At 74.6% G+C, this 19,057-nt stretch carries 13 protein-coding genes; 6 read left to right on the top strand and 7 right to left on the bottom strand.

Annotated elements, in window-relative coordinates; genetic code table 11:
• Position 1: 1 nt before the first annotated feature.
• From PGB27_RS00065 to PGB27_RS00055, 3 genes are all read left to right on the top strand, one after another.
• Positions 2-739, top strand: a complete 738-nt coding sequence (locus tag PGB27_RS00065; RefSeq protein WP_274198294.1) for an ABC transporter permease — start codon at positions 2-4, stop codon at positions 737-739.
• Positions 736-1,662, top strand: coding sequence for an ABC transporter substrate-binding protein (locus PGB27_RS00060; protein WP_274198293.1), 927 nt, complete (start codon positions 736-738; stop codon positions 1,660-1,662). The genes PGB27_RS00065 and PGB27_RS00060 overlap by 4 nt, the downstream gene beginning before the upstream one ends.
• Before the next feature lie 104 nt (positions 1,663-1,766).
• Positions 1,767-2,765, top strand: a complete 999-nt coding sequence (locus PGB27_RS00055) for a CobW family GTP-binding protein (protein ID WP_274198292.1) — start codon at positions 1,767-1,769, stop codon at positions 2,763-2,765.
• Positions 2,766-2,827: 62 nt separating this feature from the next.
• Here PGB27_RS00055 and PGB27_RS00050 read toward each other — a convergent pair whose 3' ends face one another.
• Together PGB27_RS00050 and PGB27_RS00045 are read right to left on the bottom strand one after the other, a co-directional pair.
• Positions 2,828-4,462, bottom strand: a complete 1,635-nt coding sequence (locus PGB27_RS00050) for a flavin-containing monooxygenase (RefSeq protein WP_274198291.1) — start codon at positions 4,460-4,462, stop codon at positions 2,828-2,830.
• Between the two features lie 35 nt (positions 4,463-4,497).
• Positions 4,498-5,442 (bottom strand): alpha/beta hydrolase, encoded by a 945-nt coding sequence (locus PGB27_RS00045; protein WP_274198290.1) that lies wholly within the window; start codon positions 5,440-5,442, stop codon positions 4,498-4,500.
• A 128-nt stretch (positions 5,443-5,570) separates the two neighbouring features.
• On the opposite strand from PGB27_RS00045, the gene PGB27_RS00040 reads away from it, so the two are divergent.
• A complete protein-coding gene (locus PGB27_RS00040) occupies positions 5,571-7,382 on the top strand; it encodes a sigma-54-dependent Fis family transcriptional regulator (RefSeq protein WP_274198289.1) in 1,812 nt (603 codons plus the stop codon).
• 9 nt (positions 7,383-7,391) lie between these two features.
• Here PGB27_RS00040 and PGB27_RS00035 read toward each other — a convergent pair whose 3' ends face one another.
• The 4 genes from PGB27_RS00035 to PGB27_RS00020 all read right to left on the bottom strand — a co-directional run bounded on the left by PGB27_RS00035 (position 7,392) and on the right by PGB27_RS00020 (position 13,085).
• On the bottom strand, positions 7,392-7,568 hold the full coding sequence (locus PGB27_RS00035; RefSeq protein WP_274191560.1) for a DUF6104 family protein: 177 nt from the start codon (positions 7,566-7,568) through the stop codon (positions 7,392-7,394).
• 18 nt (positions 7,569-7,586) lie between these two features.
• Positions 7,587-11,519: a multifunctional oxoglutarate decarboxylase/oxoglutarate dehydrogenase thiamine pyrophosphate-binding subunit/dihydrolipoyllysine-residue succinyltransferase subunit gene (locus tag PGB27_RS00030; protein WP_274198288.1), complete on the bottom strand. Its 3,933-nt coding sequence runs from the start codon at positions 11,517-11,519 to the stop codon at positions 7,587-7,589.
• Between the two features lie 217 nt (positions 11,520-11,736).
• Positions 11,737-12,522, bottom strand: coding sequence for a zf-HC2 domain-containing protein (locus PGB27_RS00025; protein WP_274198287.1), 786 nt, complete (start codon positions 12,520-12,522; stop codon positions 11,737-11,739).
• Positions 12,519-13,085, bottom strand: a complete 567-nt coding sequence (locus PGB27_RS00020; protein WP_274198286.1) for a sigma-70 family RNA polymerase sigma factor — start codon at positions 13,083-13,085, stop codon at positions 12,519-12,521. The genes PGB27_RS00025 and PGB27_RS00020 overlap by 4 nt, the downstream gene beginning before the upstream one ends.
• Before the next feature lie 242 nt (positions 13,086-13,327).
• Here PGB27_RS00020 and PGB27_RS00015 point away from each other — a divergent pair, with 242 nt between their 5' ends.
• Together PGB27_RS00015 and PGB27_RS00010 are read left to right on the top strand one after the other, a co-directional pair.
• Positions 13,328-14,041, top strand: coding sequence for a CHRD domain-containing protein (locus PGB27_RS00015; protein ID WP_274198285.1), 714 nt, complete (start codon positions 13,328-13,330; stop codon positions 14,039-14,041).
• A 17-nt stretch (positions 14,042-14,058) separates the two neighbouring features.
• The gene (locus tag PGB27_RS00010) at positions 14,059-14,700 is read left to right on the top strand and encodes a class F sortase (RefSeq protein WP_274198284.1); all 642 of its coding nucleotides are present in this window, start codon (positions 14,059-14,061) and stop codon (positions 14,698-14,700) included.
• Positions 14,701-14,704: 4 nt separating this feature from the next.
• On the opposite strand, the gene PGB27_RS00005 is transcribed toward PGB27_RS00010, so the two are convergent.
• The gene (locus tag PGB27_RS00005; protein ID WP_408629994.1) at positions 14,705-18,649 is read right to left on the bottom strand and encodes an ABC transporter ATP-binding protein; all 3,945 of its coding nucleotides are present in this window, start codon (positions 18,647-18,649) and stop codon (positions 14,705-14,707) included.
• Positions 18,650-19,057: the final 408 nt, after the last annotated feature.

Genomic DNA, 19,057 nt, shown 5'->3' with positions numbered 1-19,057 from the left:
GGTGCTCGGACGTCTCGGCGACTGGTTCTCCGACCCGACGCGCTGGAGCGGCTCGGCCGGCATCCCGGCCCGCGTGCTCGAGCACCTCGGCTACACCGCCCTCGCCGTCGCCATCGCGGCGGTGATCGCGCTGCCCCTGGGCGCGCTGATCGGGCACACCCGCCGCGGCGGGCTCGCCGTGGTCGGCGTCGCCAACGGCCTGCGCGCCCTGCCCGAGCTCGGCGTGCTGGTGCTGTTCGTGCTGCTCCTGGGCCTGGGTCTGCTGCCGCCGACGCTCGCGCTGGTGCTGCTCGCGATCCCGCCGCTGCTCGCGGGCGCCTACTCCGGGGTGGCCGGCGCCGACCCCGGCGCGGTCGACGCTGCGCGCGGGATCGGCATGCGCGAGCACCAGGTCCTGCTGCAGGTCGAGGTGCCCGCGGCCGTGCCGCTGGTCCTCGGCGGCCTGCGGTTCGCGACGCTGCAGGTCATCGCCACCGCGACGATCGCCGCGTACGTCGGGCTCGGCGGGCTCGGCCGCTTCATCATCGACGGCTTCTCGGTGCGCGACTTCCCGCAGATGCTCGGCGGCGCGGTGATCGTCGCCGTGCTGTCGATCGTCGTCGAGTTCGTCCTGCAGGGCCTCGGGCGCCTCGTCACCCCGGGGCCCGACCGGCTCCGGCTGCGCCGGCACGCCGACGGCCCGCCCGCCCCGCCCGTCTCCCCTTCTCCCGCCCCGTCCTCCAGAGAGGTCCGACCGTGATCCGTTCTCCTCGCGCACTCCTGTTGGCGGCGATCGCCGCCGTGGGCGTGCTCCTCGCCGGTTGCGGCGGCGACTCCGACCCGCTCGCCACCGCCCCCGCCGGCCCCTCGGCCCAGGGCACGGTCCGCATCGGCTCGGCGAACTTCACCGAGAACCGGCTGCTCGCCGAGATCTACGCGACGGCCCTGGAGACCCGCGGCGTCACCGTCGAGCGGCGCTTCGGCATCGGCAGCCGCGAGACCTACTACCCGGCCCTCGAGCGCGGCGAGATCGACCTCGTGCCCGACTACACCGGCAACCTGCTGCAGTTCCTCGATCCGCAGACCACCGCCACCGCGTCCGACCAGGTCTACCAGCAGATCACGGGCCGCCTGCCGCAGCAGCTCCAGCTGCTGGAGCAGAGCGCCGCGGAGGACAAGGACGCCGTCGTCGTCACCCGCGCCTTCGCGACGCAGAACAACCTGCGCTCGATCGAGGACCTCGCCCCGCTGTGCCCGACGATCGCCTTCGGCGGCCCGCCGGAGTTCCAGCAGCGCTCCTACGGCGTGCCGGGCCTGCAGCGGCTCTACAACTGCACGTTCCGCGAGTTCCGGGCCCTGGACGCGGGCGGCCCGTTGACGGTCGCGGCGCTGCGTGACGGCACCGTGCAGGCCGCCGACCTGTTCACCACCGACGCCTCGATCCCCGAGAACGACTTCGTCATCCTCGAGGATCCGCGGTCGAACTTCGCGGCGCAGAACGTGGTCCCGCTGGTCAACCGGGCGAAGGCGGCCGACCCCCGCGTCACCGACACCCTCAACCAGATCTCCCAGCGCATGGACACCGCCCAGCTCACCGCGCTCAACCAGCGCCTCGCCGGCCCCGACCGCCCCGACCCGGCCCAGGTCGCCCGCGACTGGCTGAACCAGGCGGGCATCCGGTAGCGCGCCGTCCCCGGAGCGAACGGGTATCTCGCTGCTTCTACGCGCGCGAACTCCCCGTTCGCTCCGGGTGCGGGGCCCGCCGCTCGGCGTGCGAGGGTGTCCGCGTGCCCCGTCGCGTCCCCGTGGTGCTGGTCGCCGGTCGCCTCGGGGCCGGCAAGTCGACGCTGGTCAACCACCTGCTGCGCCGCGCCGACGGGGTCCGGATCGGCGTCGTCGTCAACGACTTCGGCGCGATCGGGATCGACGCGATGCTCGTGGCGGGCCAGGCCAGCGCGGTGACGTCGCTGGCGAACGGGTGCCTCTGCTGCACCACGGACGCCAACGGCCTCGCCGGCCTGCTCGCCGAGCTGACGGCGCCCTCCGCACGCCTCGACCTCGTCGTCGTGGAGGCCAGCGGCCTCGCCGAGCCCCGCGAGCTGGTGCGCCTGCTGCTCGACGCGATCGGGGGCGAGGCGCGGCACGCGGCGTACGGCGGGCTCGTGGTGGTGGTCGACGCCGGGTCGGGGGAGCACGACGGCGTCGTCCGCCTCGCCGACCTCGTGGTGCTCAACCAGGTCGACCGCGTCGACGACCCGGCTCCGCTGCTGGCGTCGCTGCGGGCGGTCGCGCCCGGTCCGGTGCTCCCCGTGGTCCGCGGGGCGCTCGACCCGGCGCTGCTCGTCGACCCGCCGGCCCGCCGTCGTCCGCCGCGGTCGGGCCAGCTGTCGTTCGACGCCCTGCTGCGCGAGGAGCACCCGGCTGACGAGCACGCCCACGCCGCCTGGGACAGCGTCGCGGTCGAGCGGGACGCCCCGCTCGACCCGGCGCGGTTCGCCGCGTTCCTCGAGGCGGGCCCGGCGGGGGTGTTCCGCTCGAAGGGCGTGGTCCGGTTCCCCGGCGCCGCCCCGTTCGTGGTGCAGACCGTCGGCACGGCGATCCGGGTCCGCCCGGCGCCCCGGTCGGTCGACGTCGCCGGGGCCCGGCTGGTGTTCCTCGGCGTCGGCCTCGACGCGGCGGGCCTGCAGGCGGCGGTGGACGCCTGCGCCGCCGACCCCGCCGCGGGCGAGCCGTCGCTGCTGCCGGTGCTGCGCTACGAGGAGTCCGAGCGGGTCGACGCCGTCTGACCGGGCGTCCTGATCACCCAGGGCGACCCGCTCGGGAGCAGCGAACGGGTATCCCGCTGCCTCTATGCGCTCGAACTCCCCGCTCGCTCCGGCGTCCGGGCCATCGTGAACCCCTCGTAGCCGGCCTGCGCGACCTCGGCGAGCTGCTCACGGTAGGCGGCGTGCCCGGCCATGTAGAACATCACGGCATTGCGCTTGCCCGGGATGTTCGCGCCGAAGATCCACGAGTCGGCCTTGGGGAACAGGGTCGCGTCCGCGATCTCGCGGCACGTGTCCGTCCAGCGGTCCTCGGCGTCCTGGGTGGGCTCCACCGCCGCGGCGCCGGACTCCTCGGCCTGCCGCACGAGCTCCGCGATCCACTCCACCTGCGCCTCGATGCTCGGGGGCAGGTTGGTGAAGGGACCGTTCGGCCCGAGGATCATGAACATGTTCGGGAAGCCGGCCACCGACACGCCCAGGTAGCTGGTCGGGCCGTCCGCCCAGTGCTCGTCGATGTGCTGCCCACCGCGTCCGCGCAGCTCCATCGCCCGGTAGTTGCCGTCGACGGCGTCGAACCCGGTGGCGAGCACGAGGACGTCGAGCTCGTGCTCGACCCCGTCGGCGGTGCGCACCCCGCTCCGGGTGATCCGCTCGATCGGGTTCTCCTTGATCGACACCAGCGTCACGTCGTCGCGGTTGAAGACCTCGTAGTAGCCCTCGTTGCACAGCGGGCGCTTGGCGTAGAGGTCGGTCGGCGTGAGCTTCCGGGCCGTCTCGGGGTCGTCGACGATCTCGGCGATCTTGGACCGGATGAACGCGGCCGCCGCGGCGTTGGCGTCCGGGTCGGTGGCGATGTCGTTGAACGTGCCGAACATGAACCGGAAGCCGTTGCCCTTGTCCCAGTTCTCCTGGAACACCCGCTCCCGCTCCTCCGCCGACACGCTCATCGCCGGCACGTCGCTCTCCTCGAAGCCGAACGCGACGACCGACCCGCGCACTTGTTCCCAGATCGCGTCGAAGTCCTCCTTGGTCCGCGCCACCTCGTCGGGGTCGACCGGCCCGTTGCCCGACGGCACGACGTACTGCGCCGAGCGCTGGAAGACCGTCAGGTGCTCGGCCATCGGGGCGGCGGCCACGATGAACTGCGTCCCGGTCGACCCGGTGCCGATGACGCCGACGCGCCGGCCGGTGATGTCGAGGTCGGCGGGCCAGGCGTTGGTGTGGACGAGCGTGCCCGCGAAGTCGCCGGCGCCGGGGATGTCCGGGATGTTGGTGCGAGCGAGCAGCCCGAGCGCGGTCACGAGGTAGCGGCACGTGAAGCGGTCGCCGGCGGCGGTGGTGACGTGCCAGCGCGCGCGTTCCTCGTCGAAGACGGCCTCGGTCACCTCGGTGTCGAGCTGGATGTCCCGCGCCAGGTCGAAGCGCTCGACCACGTGCTCGAGGTAGGCGAGGACGTCGGGCTGGTCGAGGTAGCGGGTGCTCCAGTCGTAGTCGGCGAGCAGGTCGCGGTCGAAGGAGTAGCGGTAGACGAAGCCCTCGGTGTCGGACTTCGCGCCCGGGTAGCGGTTGAAGTACCAGGTGCCGCCGACCCCGCCGCCCTTCTCGAGGGCGCGGGCGCGCAGGCCGAGGCGGTCGCGCAGCTGGTGGAGCATGTAGATGCCGCCGAAGCCCGCGCCGATGACGACGGCGTCGAGGTCCGTGGTGGTGCCCGTGCTCATGGGGGTCTCCTCCGGGGCGTGGGTCGGACGGGCGCTCAACGCCGGTACCAGGCGGCGATCGCGGCGATCTCCGCGTCGGCCTCGGGCGCGGCGCCGGCCAGGAACGGGAAGACGTGCTGCATGTCGTCGACGACGCAGAGCGTCACGTCGACGCCCGCCGCCTCGGCGCGGGCGGCCAGCCGGACGGCGTCGTCGCGCAGGGACTCGGCGTCCCCGGCGTTGACGTAGAGCCGCGGGAGGCCGGTGAGGTCGGCGTGCAGCGGGTTCGCCAGCGGCGTGCGTGGGTGGATCGCGCCCTCCGCGAGGACGCCGGCGATCATGCTCTCGAGCAGCGGGACGGTGACCAGGGCGTCGGTGGCCGCGTTCGTCACGAGGCTCTCGCCGGTGTTCTCCATGTCCAGCCACGGCGAGAACGCGATGATCCGCCCGGGCAGCGGCCGGCCCTGTTCCCGCAGCGCCAGCGGGACGGCGACGGCGAGGTTGCCGCCGGCGGAGTCGCCGATCGTCGTGATGTCCTCGGGCCGGATGCCGCGCTCGGTGAGGCCGACGAAGGCGGCCACGCCGTCCTCGACCTGGGCCGGGTGCGGGTGCTCGGGGGCCCGCCGGTAGTCGAGCACGAACGCGGTGACGCCCAGCGCCTTGGCGACGTGCCCGGCGAGCTTGCGGTGGCTCGACGCCGAGCCGACCGCGAACCCCCCGCCGTGGTGGTAGAGCAGGACCTGGCTGCGGTCCGCGCCGATGGGCAGCGTCCAGAGGCCGGGCACCCCGCCGACGGTGTCCTCGGCGTACGTGACGTCCTCCGGTTCGCGGGTCGCCTGGTGCCACTCGTCGAAGATGCTGCGGAAGAGGCGGGTCGTGAGGTCGGGCGTCGAGGAGATGATCTCGGTCCAGTCGGCGTAGAGGGCGCGCAGCGCATCCGCCTCCGCCGAGCCGGTGGGTGTCGCCGTCGTCGTCGCTGCCGTCGCCGTCGTCTCCGCCATGAGGTGCCTCCTCGCACTCCGATCGCCTCCCCGGACGGTCCCCGACGGTGCCGGTGTCGCGGGTGTGCCGATCCGGAACACCCCCGGACCGGACGACTCGGCGTGACGGGCTGGCGCCGCGGTGTGACGTGGGGCACGGTGAGGGGCGGGTGCGCGCGGTCGGGGCGCGACCGGAGTGCGAGGCGACGATGCAGCGGAGCGAGGGTCACCGGCCGGTCCTGTCCTCGGAGCAGGTGCGCCGGACGCGGCGCAGCCGCGAGGCCCTCGTCGACGAGGGTGTGCTGGTGGTCCCGCCCGGGCGCACCGGGGTGCCGTCGCTGATCGAGACGAGCTGGCGGCGCTGCGTCGGCGAGGGCGTGCCCGTCGACCCCGACCACATCCCCTACCGCCCGACCGACGACGTGTCGCCCGCGCTCGCCCGGGCCGCCGCCCCCGTCCTCGACCGCCTGCGTGACAGCTTCGCGGACGTCCCGGTCGCGATGGTGCTCTCCGACGAGACCGGACGGATCGTCGTCCGGCACGCCGAGGAACGGCGGCAGCGCACGGCCATGGACCGCGCGAGCGCGATCGAGGGCTCGGACTTCTCCGAGCAGGCCGTCGGCACCAACGGGCTCGGCACCGTGCTCGTCGAGCGGCGGCCCGTGCTCGTGCGCGGCCCGGAGCACTACAACCCGCGCCTGGACAACCTCACCTGCGCCGGGACACCGATCGTCGAACCGTGGACCGGGCGGATGCTCGGGTCGTTCTCGCTGGCCTGCGCGCTGCGTGACGTCCACCCCCTGATGACCGTGATGACGTCCGACATCGGCCGCCAGATCGAGGAGCGGCTGCTCGACGAGGCGGGGGAGCGCCGACGGCGCCTGGTCCGGTCCTACCTCGCGGTCGACGGCGCCGCCGACGGGGCGTTCGTGGTCGACGAGGAGACGGTCCTCGCCAACCGGCAGGGCCTCGTCCACACCGGGCCCGACCTGCACCCGCTGCTCTGGCGCCACCTCGTCGAACACGCGCCGCACCGGCGCACGCGGATGACGGTCCCGCTGCCCGACGGGTCCCGCGATGCCCTCGTCGAGCCCATCCGCGAGGGCGCCCGGACCGCGTTCAGCGTGCGGCTGCTCCCCGAGCGGCACATCGAGCGGGTCCACGCCCCGCCGGCCCCGCGGCCGCTCCCCGCCCCGCTGCACCACGTGCCCGACGTCGACCGCGAGCTGCAGGCGGCGCTGCGCCACGGCGAGCACGTCGCCGTCGCCGGCGCCGCGGGCACCGGCAAGCGGACCGTCGCCACCCGGGTGCTGCGCCGACAGGGGGCGGCCGCCCCGATCGTCGTCGACCCCGCGCAGGAAGTCGGCTGGCGGTCGGTCGTGGACGCCGCGCTCGCCGGCGGCCACGCCGTGCTCGTCCGGCGGGTCCACCTCCTGGGTCCCGACGACGTCGCGCACCTGGCCGCGCTGGTCGAGGCGGCACCGAACACACCGGTCGCGCTCACCCTCGACGCCGACGGGGCCGCCCCCGCCGTCCTGGGCCTCGTCCGGCGGCTCGCGACGGTCGTGCGGCTGCCGTCACTGGCGCAGAGCCGCGGGCAGCTGCCGGGGCTCGTGCGCGCGGTGCTGGCGGACCTGCCCGAGCCCGAGCGGGCGACCCGCCTCGCGCCCGCGACGTGGGACCTGCTCGCCGCGTGGCCCTGGCCCGGCGACGTCGCCGAGCTGCGCACGACGGTCGTCGCGCTCGCTCGCCGTGCCCGCGGCGGCGTGGTCGCACCGGCCGACCTGCCCGCCGAGCTCCGCGCCGGCACCCGGTCGTCGGGCCTGCTCGAGCGCGCGGAGCGGGACGCCGTCGTCGCCGCCCTGCGCGACGCCGGCGGCAACCGCAGCCACGCCGCCCGAGCGCTCGGGATCGGGCGCACCACGCTCTACCGCAAGCTGCGCGAGTTCGGGCTCGACTGAGGCGCGCGGCTACTCGTCGTCGCTGTCGTCGCGGGCGAGGAACGTCGCGAACCGGTCGGCCGCCCCGGCGTGCTCGGGGTGGGCGTCGACGAAGGCGCGGAGGCGGTCGGCCAGCCACGCCAGGCTGACCTCCTCCTCGCCCCGCCGGTCCTCGAGCTCCTCGATCCCGCGGTCGGTGAAGTACACCGGATCAGTCCTGCGCCATCAATCCGCCAGCGCCTCGGCGATGAGCGCCTTCTGCTCCACCTCGTGCACCTTGGCCACGCCGGCCGCCGGGGCGGCCATGCGCCGCCGGGAGACGCGCTTGAGCGAGGGCAGCTTGCCGTTCATCCGCTCCGGCAGCCACAGGCCCAGGAACGGCCAGGCGCCCTGGTTGGCCGGCTCCTCCTGCACCCAGCGGATGTCGCCGCCGGCGTTCGGGTAGCGGTCGAGGACGGCCGCGAGCTCCTCGGTGGCGAGCGGGTAGAGCTGCTCCATCCGCACGATCGCGGTGTCGTGGGTGCGGCCCGCCTTCTCGCGCGCGGCGACCAGCTCGTAGTAGATCTTGCCGGCGCAGAGCAGCAGGCGGGTGACGCCGTCGGTGCCGCCGCCCGCGAACGCGGGGTCGTCGAGGATCGGCCGGTAGCCGCCGGAGGTGAACTCCTCCACCGGGCTGACCGCCGCCTTGTTCCGCAGCATCGACTTCGGCGTGAAGACGACCAGCGGGCGGCGCACGCCGTCGGTGGCGTGGCGGCGCAGCAGGTGGAAGTAGTTCGCCGGGCTCGACGGCAGCGCGACCGTCATCGACCCCTCGGCGCACAGCTGCAGGAAGCGCTCGATGCGCCCCGAGGTGTGGTCCGGGCCCTGGCCCTCGTGGCCGTGCGGCAGCAGCAGCACGACGTCGGAGGTCTGGCCCCACTTGGCCTCACCGGACGAGATGAACTCGTCGATGATCGACTGGGCGCCGTTGACGAAGTCGCCGAACTGGGCCTCCCAGAGCACGAGCGCGTCGTGGTTCGCCACCGAGTAGCCGTACTCGAAGCCCACCGCCGCGAACTCCGAGAGCGCCGAGTCGTAGGGCATGAACTTGCCCTGGTCGGCGGTCAGGTGGCGCAGCGGCACGTACTCGGAGCCGTCGTGGCGGTCGATGAGCACCGAGTGGCGCTGCACGAAGGTGCCGCGCCGGGAGTCCTGGCCGGACAGCCGCACGAGCTTGCCGTCGATGAGCAGCGAGCCCCACGCCAGCAGCTCGGCGTACGCCCAGTCGATGCCCTCCTCGGTGTCGGTCGCCGCGGCCTTGCCCCGCCGGTCGAGGACCGGCTTGACGCGCGGGTGCACCGCGAAGTTCTCGGGCAGTTCGGTGTGCGCCCGCGCGATCCGCTGGATGACGTCGAGCGGCACCGCCGTCTGCAGGGAGTTCGGCACGGCCTGCTCGTACTCGACCGACGGGCTGGGCTCGGGGTCGGCCTTCTCCAGCTCGCGGACCTCGTTGAACACGTGCTCGAGCTGGCTGCCGTAGTCGCGCAGCGCGTGCTCGGCCTCGTCCAGCGAGATGTCGCCGCGGCCGATCAGCGACTCGGTGTAGGTCTTGCGCACCGAGCGCTTGGCGTCGATGACGTCGTACATCTCCGGCTGGGTCATCGAGGGGTCGTCGCCCTCGTTGTGGCCCCGGCGGCGGTAGCAGATCATGTCGATCACGACGTCGGAGTTCCAGCGCTCGCGGAACTCGACGGCCAGCCGCGCCACCCAGACGCAGGCCTCGGGGTCGTCGCCGTTCACGTGGAAGACCGGGGCGTCGATCATCTTCGCCACGTCGGTGCAGTAGTGCGTCGAGCGGGTGTGCTCGGGCGCGGTGGTGAAGCCGACCTGGTTGTTGACGATCACGTGCACGGTGCCGCCGGTGCGGTAGCCGCGCAGCAGCGCGAGGTTCAGCGTCTCGGCGACCACGCCCTGGCCGGCGAACGCGGCGTCGCCGTGCAGGGCGACGGGCAGGACGGTGAAGCCCTCCGGGCCCTTGTCCAGCACGTCCTGCTTGGCCCGCACGATGCCCTGCATCACGGGGTCGACGGCCTCGAGGTGCGAGGGGTTCGACGTCAGCGACACCGTCGTCTCGCCGTCGCCGAACATGCGGAAGAACTTGCCCTCGGCGCCGAGGTGGTACTTCACGTCGCCGGAGCCGTGCGCCTGGCCCGGGTCGAGGTTGCCCTCGAACTCGCGGAAGATCTGCGAGACCGGCTTGCCGACGATGTTGGCCAGCACGTTGAGGCGCCCGCGGTGGGGCATGCCGATGACGACCTCGTCGAGCTCGTGCGCCGCGGCCGTGTCGAGCACCGCGTCGAGCAGCGGGATCACGGTCTCGGCGCCCTCGAGCGAGAAGCGCTTCTGCCCGACGTACTTGGTCTGCAGGAACGCCTCGAACGCCTCGGCGGCGTTGAGCTTCGAGAGGATGTACTTCTGCTCGGCGACCGGCACCTTCTCGTGCGGACGCTCGATGCGCTCCTGCAGCCAGGCGCGCTTCTCGGGGTCGAGGATGTGCATGTACTCGACGCCGATGGTGCGGCAGTACGAGTCGCGCAGGACGCCGAGGACGTCGCGCAGCTTCATGCACCCCCGCCCGGCGAACCCGTCGACGGGGAACTCGCGGTCGAGGTCCCAGAGCGTCAGACCGTGCGACGCGATGTCGAGGTCGGGGTGCTTGCGCTGGGGGTGGGACAGCGGGTCGGTGTCGGCCATGAGGTGGCCGCGCGTGCGGTACGCGTCGATCAGCTCGATGATCCGCGCGGTGCGGTCGATCTGCGACGACGGCAGGTCCTGGCGCCAGCGGATCGGCTCGTAGGGGATCCGCAGCGACGCGAAGATGTCGTCGTAGAACCCCTCCTCGCCGAGCACGAGGTGGTGGATGCGGCGCAGGAAGTCGCCGGACTCGGCGCCCTGGATGATCCGGTGGTCGTACGTGGACGTCAGCGTGATGATCTTGCTGATGCCCATGTCGGCGAGCTTCTCCTCGCTCGCCCCCTGGAACTCGGCGGGGTACTCCATCGCGCCGACGCCGACGATGGTGCCCTGGCCGACGGTCAGGCGCGGCACCGAGTGGTTGGTGCCGATGGTGCCCGGGTTGGTCAGCGAGATGGTGACGCCCGCGAAGTCCTCGCTGGTCAGCGAGCCGGTGCGGGCCTTGCGGACCATGTCCTCGTAGGCCGCCCAGAACTGCGCGAAGCTCATGTTCTCGCAGCCCTTGAGGGCCACGACGACGAGCGAGCGCGAGCCGTCCTTGCCCGGCAGGTCCATCGCCAGGCCGAGGTTGACGTGCCCGGGGTCGACGACGGCGGGCTTGCCCTTCTCGTCCTCGCCGAAGTGCCGGTTCATGTTGGGGAACGCCTCGAGGGCGCGCACCATCGCGTAGCCGAGCAGGTGGGTGAACGAGACCTTCCCGCCGCGCGTGCGCCGCAGGTGGTTGTTGATGACGATGCGGTTGTCGGCCAGCAGCTTCGCCGGCACCGCACGCACGCTGGTGGCCGTCGGCAGCTGCAGCGACGCCGTCATGTTCTTGGCGATCGCGTTCGCGGCACCGCGCAGCGGCTTGGTGCTCTCCACCGCGCCGTCGGAGGCGCCGGGCTGCGCGGACTTCGCCGGGCTCGTCGTGCCCGCCGCGGGCTTGCTCGCCGCCTCCCGGTCGCCCGTCGGGGTCGAGGTGGGCGTGGCGGAGCGCGGGTTGCTGTTCGACGAGGCGTTCGACGAGGCGTTCGAGGACGTGCCCGACGCGCTGCCCGTGCCGGTCGACGACGTGCCGGTCGACGACGCGGTGGACGACGACGCGGTGGACGACGTGCCGGTGGACGACGAGCTGGACGACGGCGAGCTGGACGGTGCGGGCGCCTCGGCACGCGCCGGCCCGGCGTCGTCGCCGGTGTCCTGGTCGCCCGCCGCCGACTCGGCCGACTCGGCCGACTCGGCGGACAGCGGCCGGGAGCCGTTCGCGGCGTTGCCGGCGCTCGTGTGGGCGCCCGCCTCGTCGGGGGCGGTGTCGGGGCTGTAGTCGGCGAAGAAGTCGTGCCACGCGGCGTCGACGGAGTCGGGGTCGGCCAGGTAGCGCTGGTACATCTCGTCGACCAGCCACTCGTTGGGTCCGAACTGGGCGGTCGGGCTACTACTCGACACGACTAGGGATCGCCTCAATCAGTCGTCGCGGTGGCGTCGGGAGCGTGTCCAGATTAGCGCTTGACACCGCGCGGGGTCGGTGCCCTGTCGCCTACTGCACCGGTCCATGTGTCTCCGGAGCACCGTTTCGGGGTCGCTGCGCCATCCGCTCGGCACGATGCGTCCGCGAGTTCATGCGTTCGGCGGTCGACCGGGGCGGTCCGTGCGGATCCGACGGTCAGGAGAACTGCGAGCGCAGCACCTCGTCGCCGTCGGCGTCGGTGACGACGAAGCCGCCCGCCTGCTCGCGGAGCACCGACGAGTTCAGCCGGCACACCATCTCGGTCGGTCCGGTCCCGCGGAACGCCCCGGCGGGGACGGGTCGGCCGCCCCTGTCGAGGACCGTGACCTCGTAGACCTGCCCCTCGGCGAACCCGGAGCCGGTCAGCACCATCTCCACGCCCCACGTGTGGTCGATGGTGCCCGCACTGGCGCGCACCGCGGGGTCGAGCGCCTGCACCGTCACGGGCTCGACGTCGGGCTCGCCCGCCCCGGCGACGGCGAGCCCGATCCCGACCCCGGCGAGCCCGATGACCGCGGCGGCCGCCGCGGCGAGCACCGGTCGTACGGCACGTCGCCGCGTGGCCGTCCCGCGGGCGTGCAGCGGCACCGCCGGGGAGACCGCGCCGGGGCCGTCGCCCGCCTCGCCGTCGACGTCGTCCCGGAGCCCGGCCTCGTCCCCGGGCTCGCGACGCAGGCGGTCGAGGACGCCGGCGAACCCGTCGGGGGCGCCGGGTCGGGCCGCGGTGGGCTCGTCGGCGACGGCATGCGGCGCGTCGGGATCGATGCGGGCGAGCGGGCCGGCGAGCGGGGCCAGGGCCGCGAGCTCGGCGCGGCAGGCGGGGCAGGTGTCCAGGTGCGTCGCGACCTCGTCGCGCTCGGCGCCCTCGAGCTGCCCCAGCGCGTACGCGCCCAGCTGCTCGCGCAGGCGGTCGTGGAGGGGGCCGCCGGGTCCGGTGGTCACAGCGGGACTCCCATGCCGTCCATGATGGTCCGGAGGTTGCGCAAGCCGTAGAACACTCGACTGCGCAGGGTGCCGACGGGCACCTCCTGCTCGGCGGCGACCTCCGCGTAGGGCCGCCCGCGCACGTAGGTCTCGACGATGGCGCTGCGCTGCTCGGCGGCCAGACCGGCGAGGGCCTCCTCGAGGAACCAGGTCGTCACGATGTCGTCGCTGAAGTCGGGGCCCCGGCCGGCCGGGTCCCGGTCCGCGACGACGGACAGGTCCCCGGGTGCGGTCGGCGTGCCCGGGCGGGCGCGGGCGTGCCGCACGGTGTCGACCACGACGTTGCGCGCGATCGAGAACAGCCACACGCGCAGGCTCGCGACGGCCGCGTCGTAGCGGCCGGCGTGGCGCCAGGCGCGGACGAACACCTCCTGCACGACGTCCGCCGCGGCGCCGGGGTCGCGCAGCTGCCGCAGGGCGAAGCGCTCGAGCTCACCGGCGTGGGCGTGGTAGGCGGCCTCGAGGTCCTCGATCCGTCGCAGGTCGACCGGCGCGCGCGCCGTCCCCGCTGCCTCGCTCACCCGTTCTCCCCGCACCGTTCCGGCGTCCGGAGCATCCTCGCCGACCCGGTGTGACCGCGTCGTGACGTCGCGAGCCGTCGGGACGGCGACGGGGTCGGCGCGGATCACGGTGGTCGGTACGGCGTCCACCCCTCCGGCGTTCACCGGGATGTCGAGGAGTTCGTGCGGGACGCGGTGAACGCCCACCGCACGGGGTCCGTAGAGACGGGCACTTCGGCCATCTCGCCCTCCAGGAGGCCCCCGTGCGCCGTGCGCTCCCGAAGCTCGCCGTCCTGTCCGTCCTCACCGCCGGTGCGGTCGCCCTCTCGTCGGGCGCCGCGCTGGCGGCCGACACCGAGGTGCCCGAGCCGGACAGCTTCACCTCGATGTTCACCGTGATGGCGACCCCGGACATGGTCGTGGGGACGAACGACCAGCCGGCGCCCGGCCAGCCCGGGGCCAGCGGGACGTTCAACTACCGCATCAACAGCGACGAAGAGATCATCTGCTACGACCTCACGCTGCGCGGTGTCACCGGCGAGTACCAGAGCCCGGCCCGCACGGCGACGCACATCCACGAGGCGCAGCCGGGCATGTCCGGCCCGCCGCGCATCGCCTTCCCGAACCCGGAGGGCGAGGGCGAGACCCGCACCAGCTCCGGCTGCCTCCAGGGCCCCTTCACCACCGGCGTGATGGCGAACGGGCAGGACACCGGCACCGGGTTCTCGCTGCGCCAGATCGAGGAGGACCCGGCGGCGTTCTTCGGCGACACCCACACCGCCGAGTACACGGCCGGCGCGGTCCGCGGGCAGCTGACGCGGGTGCCCATGGGCGGCGTCGAGACCGGTGCCGGCGCGACCGCGACGGCCGGCGACGACGCGGGTCCGGCGGTCACGGCCGGCGCGGTGGGCGCGGGGGTCCTCGCGGCGGTCGGTGCCGGTGTCGCGCTGGCGCGCCGGCGCGGGGCGCGCTCCTGACGGCGGTCGGGCTCGTCGTGGGGCCGGGGCGTCCCGGGCTCCGTGCCCGGGGCGCCGCGGCGCTCGTCCTGCTCGCCGCGCTCCTCGCGGGGTGCGCCGGCGACCCGCGGGCGCCCGTGGCGGGCACGCCCGCCGGGCCCGCGGCCGGGTCCGCCACCACCGATCCCGCCGTCGGGCACACCGGCGCGCCGGCTCCGGCCGACGCCCGGGTCCTGCCCGCGAGCGTGCGCGTGCCGGCGATCGGGGTCGACGAGGACGTGGTGGTCCCGCTCGGCGTCGCGCCCGACGGGACGGTCGAGGTCCCGCAGGACTACGCCCGCATCGGCTGGTTCGACCCCACGCGTGGCGTCCCCGTCCCCGGCGCGCGCGGGCCGACCGTGCTGCTCGGTCACGTCGACTCCCGCACCGGCCCGGCGGTGTTCCACCGCCTGCGCGACCTGCGCCCCGGCGACGGGATCGAGGTCGGGACGGCCGGCGGGGGCGTCGCGCGCTACGTCGTGGAGCGCACCGAGCAGGTCGCCAAGGACCGCTTCCCGACCTTCGTCGTGTTCGGGGCGACGCCCGACGACGTGCTGCGCCTCGTGACCTGCGCGGGCGCGTTCGACCGCGACGCGCGCAGCTACACCGACAACCTCGTGGTGCACGCCCGCCGGGCGTGACCGGTCAGCCGACGCGGGCGAGGTCGTCCGGCGCGTCGGCGCCCGGCCCGGCGAGCCCGCCCTCGCCGACCGCGTCGTCGACCGTCCCGGCCCCGGCGCGCCACAGCCGCGCGTAGGCACCGTCGCGGGCGAGGAGCTCGTCGTGCGTGCCCTCCTCGAGGATCCGGCCCCCGTCGATCACGACGATGTGGTCGGCGCGCGCGGCGGTCGCGAGGCGGTGGGCGACGACGAACGTCGTCCGCGGCGCCGCGAGCCGCTCGCCGGCGGCCAGCACGGCGCCCTCGGTGGCCGGGTCGAGCGCGGCGGTGGCCTCGTCGAGCAGGAGCAGGCGCGGGTCGACGAGCTCGGCGCGGGCGAGGGCGACGAGCTGGCGCTGCCCGGCGGACAGGCCGCCGCCGCGCTCGCCGACGGGCTGCCGGAAGCCGCCCGGCAGGGTGCCGATCATGTCGATCGCCCCGACGTCGCGCGCGGCCTGCTCGATGCGCGCCGGGGTGGCGTCGGGGTCGCCGTAGGCGATGTTCGAGGCGACGTCGCCGACGAACAGGTGGGCCTCCTGCGGGACGACGCCGAGGTGCCGGTGCAGCGTCGCCAGGTCGTGGTCGCGGACGTCGACGCCGTCGATGAGCACCGTGCCCGAGGTGGCGTCGTAGAACCGCGCGACCAGCTTGACCACCGTCGACTTGCCCGCACCCGTGGCGCCGACCAGCGCGACGGTGCGCCCGGCCGGCACGTGCAGCGAGAAGTCGGAGAGCGCCGGGGTCTCGGCGCCGGCGTAGGAGAAGCCGACGTCGCGCAGCTCGACCTCGCCGCGCATCTCGCCCTGCACCACCGGGTGCTCCGGGGCCGGCACCGACGTCGGTGTGCGCAGCAGCTCGCCGATGCGCAGGAGTCCGATGCGGGCCTGCTGGTAGCCGTCGAACACCTGCGAGAGCTGCTGGACCGGGCCGAAGAACATGGCGAGGTAGAGCAGGAACGCGGCGAGCACGCCGGGAGACAGGCCGCCGGTGGCCACGCGCGCGGCCCCGACGCCGAGCACCGCGGCCTGCGCGAGGTCCGAGAGCATCGCCGCGAACGGGAAGTACGTCGCGATGAGGCGCTGGGCGCGCAACCGGGCCCGGCGATAGGCGTCGCTGTTGTCGGCGAACGTGGCCGCCGAGATCGCCTCGTGGGTGTGCGCCTGGGCGACCCGCAGGCCCGCGACGTTCTCCTGCAGGTCGGCGTTGACGACACTGACCCGCTCGCGCGCCTCGGCGTAGGCCACGGACACCAGGCGCCGGAAGATCACCGTCGCCACCACGAGCACCGGCATCACCGCGAGCGCCACCAGGGCGAGCTCGACATCGGTGACGAGCAGGGCCACCGCGACGCCGATGATCGTCAGGAGGGAGACGACGGCCTGCGCGAGCCCGGTCTGCAGGAACGACGACAGGGCGTCGACGTCCGTCGTCATCCGCGTCATGATCCGGCCGCCGAGCTCGCGCTCGTAGTAGTCGAGGCCGAGGCGTTGCAGGTGGGCGAAGCTGCGGGTCCGCAGCAGGTAGAGCCGGCCCTCACCGATCCGCGCGGTGAGCACCGTCTGCGCGGCGACGACCAGCCAGTCGACGGCCACCACGACCACGCCGAGCCCGACCGCGAGCCACAGGACGTCGAGCGAGCGCGACTGGATGCCACCGTCGACGGCGAGCCGCGCCAGCGAGGGGAACGCGACCGTGGCGGCGGCGTCGAGCCCGATGAGCACCACCACGACCGCCAGGGCCCAGCGCACCGGGCGCAGCAGCCGGCCGAGGCGGAAGCCCGGATCGGGCGCCGTCGGGTCCTCGCCGTGCAGGTCGGGCTCCTCGGTGGCGGGCGGGAGCCGGTCGATCTGCGTGCGCATCTCGGGCGACGCGCCGCCGTCGACGCCGCCCGCGAGCGCCTCCGACCCGGGCGCCACCACCGTGGGGGCGGGCGCGGGCACCGGACGGTCGGGCGCCGGGTCGTCGGGCCAGAGGGCGCGGGTGATGGTGGGGGTCGGCTCGCCGGGACCGGTGCCGTCCGCGGCGAGCGTGTCCGCGTCCCCGTTCCCGTCCTCGTCCACCCGGCCGTCCTCGTCCACCCGGCCGGTCTCGTCGATGCGCTCCGACGGCCCGGCGAGGAGCTCGCGGAACAGGCGGCAGCGGGCCTCGAGCTCGGCGCGGGTGCCGACGTCGACGACGCGGCCGCCGTCGAGCACGGCGATGCGGTCGGCGAGCGCCAGCGTGGAGCGCCGATGGGCGATGACGAGCGTCGTGCGCTGCGCGGTGACCCGGCGCAGGGTCTCGCCGATGGCCGCCTCGGTCGTGGCGTCCACCGCGGAGGTGGCGTCGTCGAGGACGAGCACCCGGGGGTCGTAGAGCAGGGCCCGGGCCAGGGCGACGCGCTGGCGCTGACCGCCCGAGAGCGTGAGCCCCCGCTCGCCGACCCGGGTGTCGTAGCCCTCGGGCAGCGCGGTGATGAACCCGTCGGCCTGGGCCGCGACCGCCGCGGCGCGGACCTGCTCCTCGGTGGCGTCCGGGCACCCGTAGGCGATGTTGGCGCGCACCGTGTCGGAGAAGAGGAACGCCTCCTCGAACACCACGCCGACCGCGCGCCGCAGCTCGTCGAGCCGCAGGTCGCGCACGTCGACCATCGCTGGTCCGCCTCCGCTGCGCTCCACGTCCGCGAGGTCGTCGGACGGGCCGATGCGCAACGCGCCGCCCTGCACGTCGTAGAACCTCGGTGCGAGCAGCGCGACCGTCGACTTGCCCGACCCGGCCGTGCCGACCAGCGCGACCGTCTCGCCCGCCCGGATGTCCAGCGACAGCCCGTCGAGCACCGGCTCGCTGCGCGCGTAGCCGAACCGCACGTCGTCGAGCTGCACGCCCAGCGGGCCGTCGGGCACCGCGCGGGCGTCCGGGGCGTCGACGATCTCGGGCTGGGAGTCGATGAGCTCGTACACCCGCTCGACGCCGGCGCGGGCGAGCTGGCCCATGACGACGAGCCCCGCCACCAGCCGTGCGGGCCCCACGAGCGCGGCGACGTAGGCGGTGAAGGCGATGAACACGCCCAGCGAGATCTGCCCGCCCACCGCGAGCGCGCCACCGAGGGCGAAGACGACGAGCTGGCCGACGGTCGGCAGCGCCGAGAGCGTGGGGGTGAGCTTGGCGTTGAGCCACGCCGCGCGCAGGCGCTCGGCGTAGAGCCGGTGCGCCGCCGCGCGCAGCCGCCCGACCTCGCGCGCCTCCTGGCCGAAGCCCTTGACGACGCGCACGCCGGTGACGGTCTCCTCGACGTGCTGGGCGACCTCGGCCGCGCGCTGCTGCGCCGACCACGTCGCGGGGAAGAGCTTCCGGCGCATCCGCCCGGTGAACACCACGCCGATCGGCAGCACCACGAGCGAGACCACCGTGAGCAGCGGCGAGAGCCAGAGCATGATCGCCACCGACACGACGAGCTGCCCGAGCGTGCCCGCGACCAGCGGGACCATGCCCAGCAGGCCCTGGACCTGCTGGAGGTCGGAGTTCGCGCGCGACACGACCTGCCCGGTGCGCAGCGCGTCCTGCTTGGGGCCGTCGAGGCGCGAGACCGACCCGAACACGCGGCGTCGCAGGTCGTGCTGGACGCCGAGCGACAGGCGCCCGCCCAGGTAGCGCCGGAGGAACGCCGCGCCGAAGCGCACGACCGCGATGACGACCATCGCGGTGACGAGCAGCCCGAGCCCCTCGGTGGAGCCGGCGACGGCGCGGTCGACGGCGGTGCCGATGAGCAGCGGGCCGACCGCCTCGAGGCTGACCCCGAGGACGGACGCGGTGAGCGAGGCGACGGTGAGGGTGGGGCGACGCCAGCAGTCGCGGGCGAGACGGCGGACCCAGCCCCGGGTGGGATGGGCCTGCTCGGTGGTGCGCTCCGTGGTGTCCTCCGGAGTGTGGCGGTGCGGCGAGCCCCTCCACAGTAGGTCGGCCCACCGACAGCCCGCCGGGCCGAGCGCACGACGCAGACACGCCACGACCACGCCACGACCACGCCACGACCACGCCACGACCCGGAGGTGACGCCCCCCGGTCGGCGTGGTCCAATGTGCCCGTGCAGCACTTCCTCCTCGGCCCCCTGTGGGAGAGCCGTCGTGCGCACCTGTTCGACCAGTGGTGTCGCCGGGCCTGACGAGCCTCGTCGCGTGCCGACCGGCCGCGACGTCCCTCGCCCGCGCACCGCACCCGCTCCTCCAGGTCGGCCCCGACGCCGGCCGGTGACGTGCGTGCGCGGACGCCCGCACCTCCGGAGGACCAGTCCCGTGACCGCCGTGGTCGACCACCCCGCGCCCCCCCCGCCCCCCCCCCCCCCCCCCCCCCCCCCCCCCCCC

The organism is Actinomycetospora lemnae (genome assembly GCF_028737315.1).
In the GTDB taxonomy this organism is placed as follows: Bacteria; Actinomycetota; Actinomycetes; order Mycobacteriales; family Pseudonocardiaceae; genus Actinomycetospora; species Actinomycetospora lemnae.
Note: the sequence above shows the minus strand (reverse complement) of the source record. Positions and strands in the feature narration are given on the sequence as shown.